The organism is Marinomonas phycocola (assembly GCF_047525455.1).
In the GTDB taxonomy this organism is placed as follows: domain Bacteria; phylum Pseudomonadota; class Gammaproteobacteria; order Pseudomonadales; family Marinomonadaceae; genus Marinomonas.
This window is the reverse complement of the sequence record NZ_JBLIXL010000021.1, coordinates 42,024-55,029: the sequence shown is the minus strand read 5'-3', so window position 1 is coordinate 55,029 and position 13,006 is coordinate 42,024. Positions and strand designations below refer to the sequence as shown.

The following is a 13,006-nucleotide window of genomic DNA, read 5'->3' as shown; positions in this document are numbered from 1 at the left end:
ATATCTAGTGAAATTATTTGAAGAACTTCCGAAGCGCAATACAGAGGACAGCCTAGAAGACCTGCTGCCTTGGAATATTAAGCTCTAAGATAGAAACAAGGTGTGGTTTGCCGTACGCTTACCTTCATTGAATTAGTCAGTAAAGATAATGCAAATTTAACCGTTGTTTGTAATTAAAGAATGTTAAATTACAGGCATAAAAAAAGCCGCTTAATGGCGGCTTTTTTTATTGCTGTCTAAAATGGCTAGGCAATTTATGGACAACATATTTAACTTAATTATAAAAAAATTTCTTTAAAATCAAGCTTCTAATCGGTGGAGGCGGGGGGGATCGAACCCATAAAAACATGTTTTCAGAATGCAGTAAATACGCGGTATACAGCGCATTTACTGGCTCAAACAATAATTAAAATACTGTATATATGTACAGTTGTTAGCTATATACACACTCCTGTGTGGACACAATATGGACACTTAAATTATTATGAACACGATTTTGAAAAAAACTAAAAAACAAGGAACATACGGATGAAAAAATTACTTTTACCACTTCTAATATCATCGACCCTGATAGCATGTGGCGGTGGCGGTGGCGGTGGCGGTGGCGGTGGCGGTGGCGGTGGCGGTGGCGGTGATACAAGCAATATCGAAACGACAACAAACAACGTAACATTAGCGCCAAAAGTAGCACCATTAGGTGCCGTCGGTGTTTGGGACAATGATCTATCTCAAGCATTCATCAGTGAATCAGGTTTTGTTATTATCTTCCAAGATGACAGCGAAGCTATCTTATTCGGAAACGCTGAATGGGAAGGCAACAATGCAACAGCAGATCTAACGCTTTACGAAACAGAAGATGAATCCTTTCTTGATAATAAAGTTTCAACAACATTATCACTAGAAAATAATCAAATTAGTGCAACTTATGCTGTAACAGATAATACATTTAGTGAAACATTTACAGTAGAGCAAGTAAATAATAGCGAGTTTAAGAAAGACCGCGATTTATCCAGTTTTGACGGGAGTTGGTTCGAACACTTTGAAAGCAACCCTACAACACTAACATTTGAAAATGGTCAATCAACGTTTGTAGAAACAGGTGATAATTGCTCTATGTCGTTAATAGCAAAAGATGACGATTTTGAATATTCAGAGTTTTTAGTTTCAGCAACAGCAAGTAATTGCAACACAAGCACTAACAATGGAGAATATGAAGGCATTATATTTTCTGGTGTTGCATCAGATGATGGAACAGAAGATTTAACCTTATTTATTTTTAAAGAAGATACTGTAGTTGGTACGACAATTAAACGCTTGTAAAAAAAAAGGGGGCGATTAATTAGCCCCCTTTTCTTTTTCTCTCTTTGCAATCTGTAAATGCTGTCGCTTAAACCAAAAATTTACAGCAAACGTAGCCACACCGATCACCAGCCCACCAACCGCTGCTGCGTCATTAATCGTAATTCCGCCAAAAAACGCAACGAATGACGAACTATAAGTTGTTACAGTAACTCTATCCATAATCACATCATCTTTTGCTTTTTTAAGACTAGATAAACAATAACGCCAATAGCAACCCACTTCATCCAGCCGTATTTGTCATTCGTGAACCAGCCAGCGCCAAACCCAACGCCACCCGCTAAAAGCGGCCATAGTAACAATGGCATCCTTCCTCCTTATGCCAGCGCGTCAGCGCTGATTTGATTAACGTAGTTTTGCGTCTCAGCGGGTGCATGTGAAAGCCATCCATCGCCGTACTTACTTTGAGCTTTTGACACATTACCCTGACCCCAGTTGTACGACGCTAAAGCCGTCTCCCAGTCACCAAAACGGCTTTTAAGTCGTGCTAAGTATTCAGCGGCATAATAAATGCTTTCGACTGGGTTCAATGGGTCAACGTTCGGGTGCCATCTCGGGACGATTTGAGCAATGCCCACGGCCCCCGCATGGCTTACGGTCTGACCTTTGATTATGTCATCTCGATAATGAGACTCTTGGTAAAGCAAACGAGCAAGTAAGCCAAACGGGATACCATTCTGTTTCTCTGCTTTCGCTATGTCGTCAACGTAGGGCGCGGCAGATTCAGGCGGCACCCACGCATTCACTTTTTTAGCATCCACCACGCCCCCGCCAACGCTCCCAACAATAGTAATTTTTTCATTCTTCTTTACTCTGTATCGAGTCCAACCAAACGCCCTAACGGCATTATAAATATTGTTTAGATATTCAATGGCAACTCTGTCAACAATTTCGCCAACTTCGATTAAAAGCTTATCCGCCTTTAATCGATCCACACCGTTTTTATACAGCCAATCGTGAAGTAATGCGCCCACCCGTACACGCCCTTTAAACAGTGCATAAACAAACGGAATACGAGGCACACTGTCTAAATCAGTGACAAAACCAGCGGGTATTTCAAATCGCTCACCCGCTAAACTTGTGTAATGCCAATCATCGACTAAAAGCCAGCTTTCAGAACTAGGAACAGGTGAAAGTTTAGGCATCAACATCTTGACCGCCCAGTACTTCAAAAATGCGAGTCTCTTTGTTTTCTTCACTGACTACACCAGCATTCTCCAACGCATCAAACGTGTAGTTGACGGCTTCGACAATTGTTCGTTTTGACAAATCAATAACAGTCAAGCGTGGGTCATCCAGCATTGCGTAAAAATCGTCCAAAATATCGTCTTTAGCGCGTATTTCTTTTATTTTTACTCTCTCATTAACGTTAAATAAAAGTTTAAATTCAATAGGTGAAATTTTTATTGATCCAGAAACGTCATCCAATTGATCAATTTCATCTTCATCAAATTCTGGCGCAGTGTAATTCGTGCCGTCGAACGTGTAGCCAGCGCCTACATCGTCGGGAATTTCAACAAATTCAGCAGCCAAAATAGGATGAAACTGGTTTTTAGGATCGGTGGCAATGTCAACGACAACACCGTTTTTGATACGTCCGTATTTCATTTTTTAATACTCCACGATCACAAAGCCGAGGCCCTTCAGGCTGCCGTGGCCTGAGAAACCCACATTTGCAAATTGTTCGAAAGCGTCAATATCATTTTTTTTTACGAAACTTTCGCCAGATAAAAAAGAATATTTCATCGATAAACCGCAAAATCTTTTAATTTTTTTCAACGCATCATCGAAACTTGCATATGAAAATACGTACGACCTATGACCAGTGACATTGATATCACCACCGATGCCATTACCACCAAAAACAGAATTATTGCTAGTTCGGTTGGCTCCCGATGTCGCAGAAAGAAAAGCGCCAAATGACGACGATTGTGGAGATTGCACAGCTACATTTACTGGCACCACATCCCCCTCGTTGAGTTCTATTTCTTTCATCGAAAAACCGCCACCGCTTCCAACATTAAGTAATTTTTTTTTTACATCATAGTAACTGCTTCCACCACAGCCCCACACTCGAACACGATATTTACCCGTTTTTGGGGCTACGAAATTTTGTGATGTTTCTAAAAATAGGCGCTTACCTTCGCCAAAAATACCCGTTACAAAATTACTATCATAACTGTTAAAAACAGTACTTTTACTAATGTTTGTTGTAGTCATTAAAAAACCTCGTTCACTGTTATCATTGATTCAACGTCTGATGTATTCCAAATTCTGAACGCTGATTTTGTTCTTAGAATTGGCGATTCTCCGAAAAGAGAGCCACCACCAATTAACCACAGGCCCGACGCGGCCAGCGCATCAGCGTCAGAGACTCGGCAGCGCGTTTCATTCTCGCCCATGTTCTGAAACATGATTTGTGAGCGATCACGGGCGGGCACGTCAATAAACGAATTTGCTAACACTGGATAATCAGTTGAAACAAAACTTTCTCGTATTTGCTCAACCGTTTTTACATTTTCCGTAATTTTTGACACTTCAACGGCTTCCGAGATTTCTTTCACAGTGACAGCATCATTGATTTTTGACACTTCAACGGCTTCCGAGATTTCTTTCACAGTGACAGCATCATTGATTTTTGATACTTCAACAGCTTCCGATATTTCTTTCACAGTGACAGAATCAGCAATGCTTTTTACATTAAGCTCCGAATTAACACCGCTAATTTCAATCGGCTTTTTAATTTGATCGATGATTGTTGATGTAACAGCCGTTATATTAGGTGTGTATTTGCCCCAGCCGATTCGAAATTGAATCTCTTGAGTGCTTCCACGTGCTTGAAATTGCAAGCCCGTGTAGGGCATTTCAATCATTTCGCCTTGTCCGATTGTGATTGTTCTTGATTTTGAATCATGAACAAACGTTACATCGATATCCCCCAGAGCAGATTGAATAAAAAGCCACTCCCCACTGTTCGGCAAATCTGTAACTGATGAGTTACTAATGTTTAATTTCAATTTAGCGCCCCTTGAAAATGAACACGGTAGCAAGCGACAGCGAAATAAAACCCGCTATATAAATCACCATTTTTTGTGAACTCTCTTGCATTGATGATTGTCCATGCGTTAGTGCGTCTGTTAACACGTCACCCATCTGAATCTGTGATTCAGCATTGCTTTTCGTGATTGCTGTCAACGACTGACTAAAAGCCACATTTGCTTGATCCATCGCGTTTTCACTTGTTTCCTGAATCGCTTGAACTGCTGTATCTGAACTATCAGCAACACGCTCGAATGATTCGTTAGCAAACTCTGATATTGCTTGCATTGATCGACCGCTTTGCGCAATGGCTTGACTTGCTATCTGCGAATTGGCTTTTAATGCCGCTTCGTTTTGCGCTTTTGATGCCGCAAGCGCTTGAGCTTGCGACTCTGCTAGGGCTTCCATTCCTGCGGCTGCCAATGCCGCGCTGTTATCAATCGACATTCCCGCCAGCGTGGCGTTATTGTTCGCAGTACTCTGTAATAACTCGATACTCGCTGCACTGTTTTGTTCTGTGTGCATTTGATTCTGAGCAACCACTTTATCCGCCAGCGCCATTGCACCCGCTACGGCACCGCCATCCAATGTTGTTACATTGACACTGCCATTTGTCGAGCTGAATGCGTCCCCTAGTTGCGATTGTGCTGCGCTTGATTGCGTGTAGTTGTTTGTTGTTTTTTTTGATTTCGAACTAAAAAGCCCCATCTCATCGCCTCTTTATCAAAATGTAAAAAACACAAGCTGCACCCAGCAAAGCTCTCAAAGTGAAGATAGAATCACTTATTTTTGCTGTAGCACTAAGCTGACTAACAGAAGAATGACGGCCGTGGAGCGGTGGCAGCGGTGGCAACACTCCAAAAGCTATATTTCCGCCCCCTTTCAAGCTGTCATTTCCGCCCGCTTCGCTTGAACCGCCCGTTATTCCACCGCTACCTCCTGACAATAATCCGCTCAAATCCATGTTATCTCCCTATTTTTTCAGCAAAACAACAAGCAGCAGCAGCACAAACGCACCACCCCCAACCATCAAAATTTTATTATCTATATTCTCGACAGAAGAAACAGAAATGCCTGTGTTTTTTGCCGTGTTATCTGGCTGCGTAACTGGTTCTGTAACACCGACGCTGGCAGGCAATTGTGTTGAATTTGTTTCGTGCTTTGACATCTCAATATTCTGATAAACATCAAGCCCTTTATCCAAAATTCCACCTAACCATCTTCCAGCTTCGTCTAAAATAGACTCTGCCATAACCTAGGCCCCCTGTTAGCGTCTTTTAACGTAGTCAGTGATAAACTCAACTGTCCCAGCCGTCGCACACTTGAACTTGATGTTAATTTCATCGTAATTCGTGACCATCATGTCAGCAAACGAAAAGCCCGATGCGATAGGGTCAATAATGAAATAGCCCGAAATGTCTTGAATTCCGTTACGTTGAGCTTTGACTTTTTGTAAGAAAGAATTCAGCTCTTTTGAAACTTTCCATCTGCTTTGTATTTGACCGTTTCGCTTACCCTCGAATTCGACTTCGGTCACATCTCCTTTTATGTAAATCGTACGAACATTAATTTCTGGGCCTTTGGTGATTTTGTCAAACGTGTTTATTCCCATGACCGCTGCTGTAATAACTTTACGATCTAAGCGCCTCTCGATTTGTCGTGTTCGTTGCATAAGCTGGACACCACCTTTTCCATCGTTCATTGCTTTAATCGGACTTGTTGTTTCAGCCCACACAAAAAACTTCCAACCTTCGGCGGGTGCTTCTGGTAATGTGCCAAGCTCCACTTTTAAAAGCCAAGAGTCACCCGCTTCTGGAACCAGCGCTGTTAAGCCCTGTACATCCATCATGGCCGCATCTGGGTCACTAAAACGAATAGGTAAAAAGTCACTCGCTGCGACAGTGCGGTTACGGTGCTTTTCAAACACGTCTACGATCTGAGAGCCAGACGTTACCCAATAGTCATCTGCACCATTGATAATGCTGATTTTGTTAAGCAGATTGTGTGGAATGTTGGTTTCAATGTAGAGCGCCTCATACACTGCACCGTTTGAAAGGCGAAGCTGAAGCGTATTACCTGACCCAATTGAACCATCTGGTGACTGTAAAATATCCGTAACTGATTGAGGCATGACTATTTACCCCCCTTTGCGATCGCGGCAACTTGCTTACCAACTTTCCCCATTTTACCTACCACAAAAATAGCGAAGCCAGCCGCAAAAACCGTTACAACACCAGTGACTAAAAGTTTGGTATCGATGTTCTTTTTCACTGTGTTTTTAATGTCGTCTACATCCATTTTTTTTACCTGTTCTGTTTGTTAATTGATTTGTTTGAACAGGCTGGAGAATAGGGCAAGGGGTCGGTATCGAGTCAAGACCAAAAAAAGCTCCGATACCTAAAGGTATAAATTTACAATTTCTTTACAAAAAAGCCGCATCAAGCGGCTAATTTTTTGAGTTTTCCAGAATCGAATTGACCTATGTCGTGATCGTCTGTCTTCATTAAATAGTTATATTTAGGCAAGGTAATAATCCTATCAACGGGCAAATCTAACTCATTAGCCAAATACACCGCGTCTTGTTTTCGTTGCTGTCTGCCCACCCATTTAATCGAGCATTGACCCATAACCGTTTTAGGTACTTCTTGACCACGCTGAAAAATACAAATCGCATGAATACCAAATTTACGCCCTCCTGTTAGAATTTCACCAAAGGCACCACGTGCCGCACCGCTGGTCGTTACACACTTGGCCAGTTCTTCAAAAACCACTTTTAAAGGTTTCTTATGGTTGCCGTCACCAGCACCCCATATCACTTTTGAAAACGAATCTAAGTTTTTAGTGTTGGCCCCGTCTTTAGGACTGTAAGCAATTTTAAAACCGCGCCCCGTTTTAGCAATACGAGCTGAAAATAAGGCGTGAGCAAAAGCGGCCAATGAGGTATAGCGGCGCACCTCTCGACCACACAACACGTCATAATCACAATAGGGATCAAACAAGGCTACTTGATCCGTGGCCTTAATTACTCCAACTTGTTTTACGCCTGTTGTTTTTCCCGATCCAGAGGAACCGACAAAAAGCGCATGTTCTGCACTTAGTCGGTTATTTGGGTTAATTGGCTGTAGGATCATGCGGCCACCCTCACACGTTCTTTTTCATCTTTTTTGGCTTGGGCTTTTTCAGCATCGGCTTTTTTCAGTTTATGAGCCGTGTCCATACCCTCAGACGCTAATTTACCAACCGCCATGGCCGCTTTAATTTCTGCGTCATATTGGCTTAACCAACCAGGCACAATAGCACCGTATTTGATCAGGACAGGAGACAAGTTTTCAACTGCATAAGCTTTTGTGCTTTCAGTAAACTCAAAATCAGGATGCACTACACGACGCAATGCAAACTCAATTGTTCCCAAACTCATAGCAGCGGTCATACCCGCTGTTTGTTCGTCAAATTCGTTTTCAAGTTTTTCTTGTGCTGGATTAAAGTCTTCTTGCTCTTCTTCTGACTCAAGTTGGCTTATGAAGGCCGCTTGTTCGCTTGATATAGTCGCGGTTTCTTCATTCTCGTTTTCGATCATGTCTAGTTGTTCTTGACTCATGCTGTTTGTCCTTTAGGTTTATTTGTAGGTTTACGAGTTGCAAAAATGGCTGTTACAACAGCCGCGATTAATGCCAAAGCTCCCAATAACACGGGGGGATAAGCTGGCGAGCCTTTAGGCTTATTTTCAGATATCGGCTTAGGCTTATTATCGGTATCCTCTGAAACGCTCAAAGCCGCATTTTGTGTAGGTATAGCAGGGCTTTCTTCGGTATCGGATACCACCCCTTTTTTCACCTCTTCACGAGAAGCCTTTAGGTTTTCAGTTATCTCGTTTTGTCGCCTTACCCCGTTACCCTGATTGGTTCCACAGGAAGGGCAAACGGTATAAAGACTGGCTCTTTTACCCCCCGCTTTTTTTACTTCTGCGGTATCGGTACAACTACCGATGCCGCATTTCATATACCCGATTAATTCAGCCATTAATAAGCCCCTCTAAGTTATCTAATTTCTCTTTATAACCAAGCACATCTTGAACGAGTTCATTAATTACTCGGCTATCTTGTATTGCTCTACCTGTCAATTCTGTAATGACTTGGTCATTCAGAAACGCGACACTTTCAAGTTGAGCCGCCACGCTACCCAACCCCTTAAAGCCTCCACTAATCAAACTCATAGGGCTTACGTCTTGTAAGTTTTTCAATGAGTTCATTAACAGGTCTTGTGCTGTTTCTCTCTTTAGCATGATTTGTATTAATTGATTGTTTTCCATTTTTAGCCCTTCTTACATATAAACTACGTTGATTTTCCGCCACGAATCAGGAGGCGGGGAGTTATTGACACGAGAACTAGGAAACGGCTTTGCCGCTTCTTGAAGTTCAAGCCCAGAGACAGAGCCGACACGCTGTATGGCCCATTCATAAAGTCGGGTACTGACATATTCAGCAGTAACAGACACCAAGCCCCTAACGCATTTTTTAGGCTCACCAAATTGGTTTAGCTCTAACGACTCATAAAATGGTTTTACTGTTTGATTACGACCCGCCCACATGCCACCCATGAGCACCGTGAATTGCTTCCAATCGCTGGCTTTTGCTGCGTTATAAATGTCTATAAAAGTTTCGGGAATAGAATCTTTTAAACGTCGAATTTCACGCCAGACAGTGACAGAGACAGAGCCGACAAATTGAAACTGTCTGATACCGTGGCGGCTTTTCCAAGCTTGCACTCGTTCCGCTGAACTAATGGTATCTAGGTCGCTTTCTTCATCAGTGCCAAGGATTTTCCCGTAGGCGTCCACACCGTCTATGTTTTTTGCTATGTACTTAGCAACGTAAGCCGCTGCACCGCCCGTGGCTGGATCAATCTTTCTAGCTTCAAAGCGGTGTTTCTTTGCGCCTGCTTCTTCACCATCGATTTTAAAAGCCTGCTTCCTAAACTCACCCAAAATCACTGTGGCTTGTTTAGGATCAACAAACAGAATTAGGTGCCAATGCGGTGTCCCATCATGATGCGGCTCTACGGTTCTAATGCCGTAGTAGTGAAGCCCTTTATTACTACACGCCTTGCCAAAAGCGTCAAAAACCGCTCTTAGGTGCTGTTGTGCATCGCGTGGAGTTGGACAGCCAAACGCTTGAAACTTGCCGTTTCTATGGCCTGTTTCTTTATGAATTGCATGATATTTGGACGGGCAAGTTAACGTAATAAAGTAAGCATCATGACCGTGCTCTACCGCCAAACTTTGACAGCCCTTTACTCTCACCATCAACTCGGCTTTACAATGAATCGGATTTGAAATGCTTTTTTCTGCAAGCTGTGAAAGCAAGAATTTCTGCTCATATTGATTTACCGCTTCCATGCTTTCCAAATAAGCACGATTATTTTGTTTTTGCCTTCTGAAACGCTGAATACCCCACCGCGACACATACGCTGATTCTTTATAGCAAACTTGGCCGCACTCCCTGCGGACATTTTCAACGTGTCTATATTGATTCTTAGCTTGACGCTTCCACCATTCTGGCGTGTACATACGCAATATTAAGGCCGCTAGTTTTTCGTCATCGTCCCAGCTATTAAACAGAGCTCTTGCAACCCTTGCCTGATTCTTCACATAATCAAAGAAGTCGTCTCTAAATTTTGCCTGCTTTGACTTTGCCGACATTTCAAAGCGACGACTTTTTTCTTGCGCCCAACTTTCTAACTTATCGGCTGTCAATTCCGCGATCAATTCATCACAGTAAAAGAGACGATCAGACACGCTAACCACCCAAGACAGCGCAGTATTAATGTTTTTCTTTGATAGTCTTTCAGCCTCTCTTTTGACACATGCAGACATAGAGCCAAGCCTCGAAACGATCTTATCTATCTTGATTCTCTTCTCAGATTCACGTAGCCACGTATTAGCTGCTACATATCCTTTTTCTCTATCTAACTCGTCAAGACGCGAGCGATAAAAGCCCACGTGCTGAGGACTTACACCGTCCAGTAAATCAGAGCGCCACTTTATGCACTGTGGGGTTGGAGTAGATAAAATCATCATGCCCACCTAGCAAAAGAATGGCGAAATAAGCCACTTACGAACGATCTTTATATCTCGCTCGCTCATGCTTTTTACCGAATGAATAAAATCAAAATCAAACATGTCTGAGTTACCAAACCAGACCGACCCAAAAAAACGCAACAACACACACTCTTCTTTTGGCCGTCTGTGTAGCACGGTTTGTATTGACTTCATTTTGATGTTGCTTTCTTCTTTATCCCAGTATTGGGACAACTCTGGCGCTGCTTCGAGCATCTTAAAAAAACGATCTTCATTCTCTTCGTTAAACATTTTTTTATACTCCAGATACGATTTAAAAATTTGATCAAAAATAGGGCGTGGTGGCTTGCAAACAATAAAAGCCGCGAGCTGTTCACGGCTTACAGATAAAACACTCATTAATAATCAGCCGCAGCTTCAGCACGTTGCATTTCTTTAACCACATTCACGTAAACCAACCCACCAACAACAGGCTGGTAACGGGCAATAACTCCTGTCTGTAAATCTTTCTTAACTGCACCTTCTGTCTTATCGATCAACAAAGCCCAACGCTTTGGACTCATGTAAGGAGGTAAAGCGGTCATAATTGAATCTTTTTCTATGTCAATTTGTACAAATGACACCCTTCTGGCTACTTTTGATTCTTCATTCATTGGTTTACACTCCTAACCTTGTATAGATGATATCGTTTTGAACCCTTTTATGGTTTCAAATTAACTTTATCAGAATATTAAAGGCCAAATTAGCCAAAGTAAAGGCTGCATTTGAATCCATAAGGGTTTTTAGATGAATAATTCCATTGATGTAATAGAAAGATTGAAAGAAATTCATAATGTATCTAACAATTTGAAACTTTCAGAGGCGTTAGGAGTTAGTAGTAGCGGAGTAAAAAACTGGAAGCTTCGCAATGTAATACCTTACAAAGAAGTTTGTAATGCCGCGTTAGAGTTTGGCGTTTCTCTAGAATGGTTACTAACAGGGAAAGGGGAAAAAATGGAATCAATAAACACAGCGCGTTTATTATCAGTACCCCATTATGCAATACATGCCAGCGCTGGCGGCGGTGCATTAGTTGAAGCCGAAAAGATAGAGCAACACTTGTCATTAAGTCGCGAATGGTTAACACGAGAGGGAATTAACTCGACTGATTTAATCGGTATTTATGCCAAGGGCGACAGCATGGAGCCGACCATAACAAGTGGCGATTCTCTTTTGATTGATAGAGAAAAAAACATGGTAAATAGCGAGGGCGGTATTTACGTTATCAACTATGAAGGTGAACTATTTGTAAAACGTGTTCAAAAATTACTCGATGGTCGCATAGCGGTAACGTCTGATAATAAAAACCACATGAGTATCGAAATTTCAAAGCACGACCTGGAGCGACTTAAAATTATAGGGCGCGTTGTTTGGTTTGGAAGAAAAATGGTGTAAGACAATGATTACAAATACAAAGGATGGTTGGAAAGCAGATTTCAGGGTTGGCGGGGCGAACGGTAAACGATACCGCAAAACTTGCACGACAAAAGCCGAAGCCGAGCGCTATCAAAAATACGTAGAAGGGCAATTTACCACAACAGGCAAAGCATGGACTGAAAAGCCAAAAGACACGCGCCGAATGTCTGAACTATTAGAGCCTTGGTTTTTACTGCACGGCCAGCACTTAAAAGACGGTGAACGCAGGTTATCAAAATTAAGATTGATCATAGATAAATTAAGTAACCCGATAGCGTCCCAGCTTACGCCCATAGCTTTTTCAAGATATAGAGCAACACGGACAAAGGAAGGCATTAAACCAAAAACGCTTAATAATGAACTTGGTTATTTAACCTCGCTGTATAACTCATTACGTAAAGCGGGTGAGATCGATTACCCAAACCCATTATCTGAAATTGATAATATCAAGGTGCCAGAGAACGAACTCTCTTATTTAACCAATGAGCAAATAATAGAGTTAATGGATTCAATAGGGGAATGTGACAACCCACATGTTGAGCTAATAACGCTGATTTGCCTTTGCACTGGTGCAAGATGGGGAGAAGCGGAAGGACTAACAGAACAACGAGTACACCATGGCCGTGTGACGTTCACCGATACAAAGAACGGCAAGAACAGAACCATACCGATTCCACAATGGTTATTTGATCGTTTAAAAGATCATGCAAAAACGACAACAGGTAACAATTTATTTACTAGTTCAATCGGGGCGTTTAGAAGGGCATTAAGAAGAACAAACATAGAGCTACCTGCAGGGCAAGCCGCCCATGTTTTACGTCACAGCTTTGCAAGCCATTTTATGATGAACGGCGGTAACATACTGACACTACAAAGGGCACTTGGTCACAGTGACATAAGAATGACCATGAGATACTCGCATTTAGCGCCCGATCACTTACAGGATGCTGTAACGCTCAATCCGATTGAAGGAAGCGGAATTACAGGCATAAAAAAAGCCGCGTAAGCGGCTTTCTTAATTGATCTTATGGACATTCTATGGACACTTTGTGATTTGTGTCTTATAAACCCCTGTAA

At 42.2% G+C, this 13,006-nt stretch carries 20 protein-coding genes; 3 read left to right on the top strand and 17 right to left on the bottom strand.

What is annotated here, in order from left to right:
- The first annotated feature begins 528 nt into the window (after positions 1-528).
- Positions 529-1,320 (top strand): hypothetical protein, encoded by a 792-nt coding sequence (locus ACMUMJ_RS13825; protein WP_414679438.1) that lies wholly within the window; start codon positions 529-531, stop codon positions 1,318-1,320.
- Between the two features lie 15 nt (positions 1,321-1,335).
- Here ACMUMJ_RS13825 and ACMUMJ_RS13820 read toward each other — a convergent pair whose 3' ends face one another.
- The 17 genes from ACMUMJ_RS13820 to ACMUMJ_RS13740 all read right to left on the bottom strand — a co-directional run bounded on the left by ACMUMJ_RS13820 (position 1,336) and on the right by ACMUMJ_RS13740 (position 11,127).
- Positions 1,336-1,521: a phage holin gene (locus tag ACMUMJ_RS13820; protein ID WP_414679437.1), complete on the bottom strand. Its 186-nt coding sequence runs from the start codon at positions 1,519-1,521 to the stop codon at positions 1,336-1,338.
- A gap of 2 nt (positions 1,522-1,523) precedes the next feature.
- Positions 1,524-1,667: a hypothetical protein gene (locus tag ACMUMJ_RS13815; protein WP_414679436.1), complete on the bottom strand. Its 144-nt coding sequence runs from the start codon at positions 1,665-1,667 to the stop codon at positions 1,524-1,526.
- Between the two features lie 9 nt (positions 1,668-1,676).
- Positions 1,677-2,504 (bottom strand): transglycosylase SLT domain-containing protein, encoded by an 828-nt coding sequence (locus ACMUMJ_RS13810; RefSeq protein ID WP_414679435.1) that lies wholly within the window; start codon positions 2,502-2,504, stop codon positions 1,677-1,679.
- Positions 2,497-2,967 carry a hypothetical protein gene (locus ACMUMJ_RS13805; protein ID WP_414679434.1) on the bottom strand — a complete coding sequence of 157 codons (471 nt, stop codon included), beginning with the start codon at positions 2,965-2,967 and terminating at the stop codon, positions 2,497-2,499. The genes ACMUMJ_RS13810 and ACMUMJ_RS13805 overlap by 8 nt, the downstream gene beginning before the upstream one ends.
- A 3-nt stretch (positions 2,968-2,970) precedes the next feature.
- Positions 2,971-3,579: a hypothetical protein gene (locus tag ACMUMJ_RS13800; protein ID WP_414679433.1), complete on the bottom strand. Its 609-nt coding sequence runs from the start codon at positions 3,577-3,579 to the stop codon at positions 2,971-2,973.
- A complete protein-coding gene (locus tag ACMUMJ_RS13795; RefSeq protein WP_414679432.1) occupies positions 3,579-4,376 on the bottom strand; it encodes a hypothetical protein in 798 nt (265 codons plus the stop codon). The genes ACMUMJ_RS13800 and ACMUMJ_RS13795 overlap by 1 nt, the downstream gene beginning before the upstream one ends.
- 1 nt (position 4,377) lies before the next feature.
- Complete coding sequence (locus tag ACMUMJ_RS13790; protein WP_414679431.1) at positions 4,378-5,106, bottom strand: hypothetical protein; 729 nt, start codon at positions 5,104-5,106, stop codon at positions 4,378-4,380.
- A gap of 265 nt (positions 5,107-5,371) precedes the next feature.
- A complete protein-coding gene (locus tag ACMUMJ_RS13785; RefSeq protein WP_414679430.1) occupies positions 5,372-5,650 on the bottom strand; it encodes a hypothetical protein in 279 nt (92 codons plus the stop codon).
- Between the two features lie 15 nt (positions 5,651-5,665).
- A complete protein-coding gene (locus ACMUMJ_RS13780; protein WP_414679429.1) occupies positions 5,666-6,529 on the bottom strand; it encodes a major capsid protein P2 in 864 nt (287 codons plus the stop codon).
- A 2-nt stretch (positions 6,530-6,531) separates the two neighbouring features.
- Positions 6,532-6,696, bottom strand: coding sequence for a hypothetical protein (locus ACMUMJ_RS13775; protein WP_414679428.1), 165 nt, complete (start codon positions 6,694-6,696; stop codon positions 6,532-6,534).
- A 140-nt stretch (positions 6,697-6,836) separates the two neighbouring features.
- A complete protein-coding gene (locus ACMUMJ_RS13770) occupies positions 6,837-7,529 on the bottom strand; it encodes an ATP-binding protein (protein WP_414679427.1) in 693 nt (230 codons plus the stop codon).
- A complete protein-coding gene (locus tag ACMUMJ_RS13765; protein ID WP_414679426.1) occupies positions 7,526-7,996 on the bottom strand; it encodes a hypothetical protein in 471 nt (156 codons plus the stop codon). The genes ACMUMJ_RS13770 and ACMUMJ_RS13765 overlap by 4 nt, the downstream gene beginning before the upstream one ends.
- Positions 7,993-8,418 (bottom strand): hypothetical protein, encoded by a 426-nt coding sequence (locus ACMUMJ_RS13760; protein WP_414679425.1) that lies wholly within the window; start codon positions 8,416-8,418, stop codon positions 7,993-7,995. The genes ACMUMJ_RS13765 and ACMUMJ_RS13760 overlap by 4 nt, the downstream gene beginning before the upstream one ends.
- The gene (locus ACMUMJ_RS13755; RefSeq protein WP_414679424.1) at positions 8,411-8,707 is read right to left on the bottom strand and encodes a hypothetical protein; all 297 of its coding nucleotides are present in this window, start codon (positions 8,705-8,707) and stop codon (positions 8,411-8,413) included. The genes ACMUMJ_RS13760 and ACMUMJ_RS13755 overlap by 8 nt, the downstream gene beginning before the upstream one ends.
- A gap of 12 nt (positions 8,708-8,719) precedes the next feature.
- Complete coding sequence (locus ACMUMJ_RS13750) at positions 8,720-10,471, bottom strand: replication endonuclease (protein ID WP_414679423.1); 1,752 nt, start codon at positions 10,469-10,471, stop codon at positions 8,720-8,722.
- A gap of 9 nt (positions 10,472-10,480) precedes the next feature.
- Complete coding sequence (locus ACMUMJ_RS13745; RefSeq protein WP_414679422.1) at positions 10,481-10,873, bottom strand: hypothetical protein; 393 nt, start codon at positions 10,871-10,873, stop codon at positions 10,481-10,483.
- On the bottom strand, positions 10,873-11,127 hold the full coding sequence (locus tag ACMUMJ_RS13740) for a hypothetical protein (protein WP_414679421.1): 255 nt from the start codon (positions 11,125-11,127) through the stop codon (positions 10,873-10,875). Before ACMUMJ_RS13740 ends, ACMUMJ_RS13745 begins: the two co-directional genes overlap by 1 nt.
- 133 nt (positions 11,128-11,260) lie before the next feature.
- Here ACMUMJ_RS13740 and ACMUMJ_RS13735 point away from each other — a divergent pair, with 133 nt between their 5' ends.
- Together ACMUMJ_RS13735 and ACMUMJ_RS13730 are read left to right on the top strand one after the other, a co-directional pair.
- The gene (locus tag ACMUMJ_RS13735; protein ID WP_414679420.1) at positions 11,261-11,908 is read left to right on the top strand and encodes a LexA family transcriptional regulator; all 648 of its coding nucleotides are present in this window, start codon (positions 11,261-11,263) and stop codon (positions 11,906-11,908) included.
- Between the two features lie 4 nt (positions 11,909-11,912).
- Entirely contained in the window at positions 11,913-12,935 is a 1,023-nt protein-coding gene (locus tag ACMUMJ_RS13730) for a phage integrase (protein ID WP_414679419.1), read from the top strand.
- Positions 12,936-13,006 lie beyond the last annotated feature (71 nt).

What these genes read in the sequence shown, in the direction of transcription:
- ACMUMJ_RS13825 (WP_414679438.1), top strand. Translation starts at nt 529, where the DNA reads ATGAAAAAATTACTTTTACCACTTCTAATATCATCGACCCTGATAGCA.
- ACMUMJ_RS13820 (WP_414679437.1), bottom strand. Translation starts at nt 1,521, where the DNA reads ATGGATAGAGTTACTGTAACAACTTATAGTTCGTCATTCGTTGCGTTT.
- ACMUMJ_RS13815 (WP_414679436.1), bottom strand. Translation starts at nt 1,667, where the DNA reads ATGCCATTGTTACTATGGCCGCTTTTAGCGGGTGGCGTTGGGTTTGGC.
- ACMUMJ_RS13810 (WP_414679435.1), bottom strand. Translation starts at nt 2,504, where the DNA reads ATGCCTAAACTTTCACCTGTTCCTAGTTCTGAAAGCTGGCTTTTAGTC.
- ACMUMJ_RS13805 (WP_414679434.1), bottom strand. Translation starts at nt 2,967, where the DNA reads ATGAAATACGGACGTATCAAAAACGGTGTTGTCGTTGACATTGCCACC.
- ACMUMJ_RS13800 (WP_414679433.1), bottom strand. Translation starts at nt 3,579, where the DNA reads ATGACTACAACAAACATTAGTAAAAGTACTGTTTTTAACAGTTATGAT.
- ACMUMJ_RS13790 (WP_414679431.1), bottom strand. Translation starts at nt 5,106, where the DNA reads ATGGGGCTTTTTAGTTCGAAATCAAAAAAAACAACAAACAACTACACG.
- ACMUMJ_RS13785 (WP_414679430.1), bottom strand. Translation starts at nt 5,650, where the DNA reads ATGGCAGAGTCTATTTTAGACGAAGCTGGAAGATGGTTAGGTGGAATT.
- ACMUMJ_RS13780 (WP_414679429.1), bottom strand. Translation starts at nt 6,529, where the DNA reads ATGCCTCAATCAGTTACGGATATTTTACAGTCACCAGATGGTTCAATT.
- ACMUMJ_RS13775 (WP_414679428.1), bottom strand. Translation starts at nt 6,696, where the DNA reads ATGGATGTAGACGACATTAAAAACACAGTGAAAAAGAACATCGATACC.
- ACMUMJ_RS13770 (WP_414679427.1), bottom strand. Translation starts at nt 7,529, where the DNA reads ATGATCCTACAGCCAATTAACCCAAATAACCGACTAAGTGCAGAACAT.
- ACMUMJ_RS13765 (WP_414679426.1), bottom strand. Translation starts at nt 7,996, where the DNA reads ATGAGTCAAGAACAACTAGACATGATCGAAAACGAGAATGAAGAAACC.
- ACMUMJ_RS13760 (WP_414679425.1), bottom strand. Translation starts at nt 8,418, where the DNA reads ATGGCTGAATTAATCGGGTATATGAAATGCGGCATCGGTAGTTGTACC.
- ACMUMJ_RS13755 (WP_414679424.1), bottom strand. Translation starts at nt 8,707, where the DNA reads ATGGAAAACAATCAATTAATACAAATCATGCTAAAGAGAGAAACAGCA.
- ACMUMJ_RS13750 (WP_414679423.1), bottom strand. Translation starts at nt 10,471, where the DNA reads ATGATTTTATCTACTCCAACCCCACAGTGCATAAAGTGGCGCTCTGAT.
- ACMUMJ_RS13745 (WP_414679422.1), bottom strand. Translation starts at nt 10,873, where the DNA reads ATGAGTGTTTTATCTGTAAGCCGTGAACAGCTCGCGGCTTTTATTGTT.
- ACMUMJ_RS13740 (WP_414679421.1), bottom strand. Translation starts at nt 11,127, where the DNA reads ATGAATGAAGAATCAAAAGTAGCCAGAAGGGTGTCATTTGTACAAATT.
- ACMUMJ_RS13735 (WP_414679420.1), top strand. Translation starts at nt 11,261, where the DNA reads ATGAATAATTCCATTGATGTAATAGAAAGATTGAAAGAAATTCATAAT.
- ACMUMJ_RS13730 (WP_414679419.1), top strand. Translation starts at nt 11,913, where the DNA reads ATGATTACAAATACAAAGGATGGTTGGAAAGCAGATTTCAGGGTTGGC.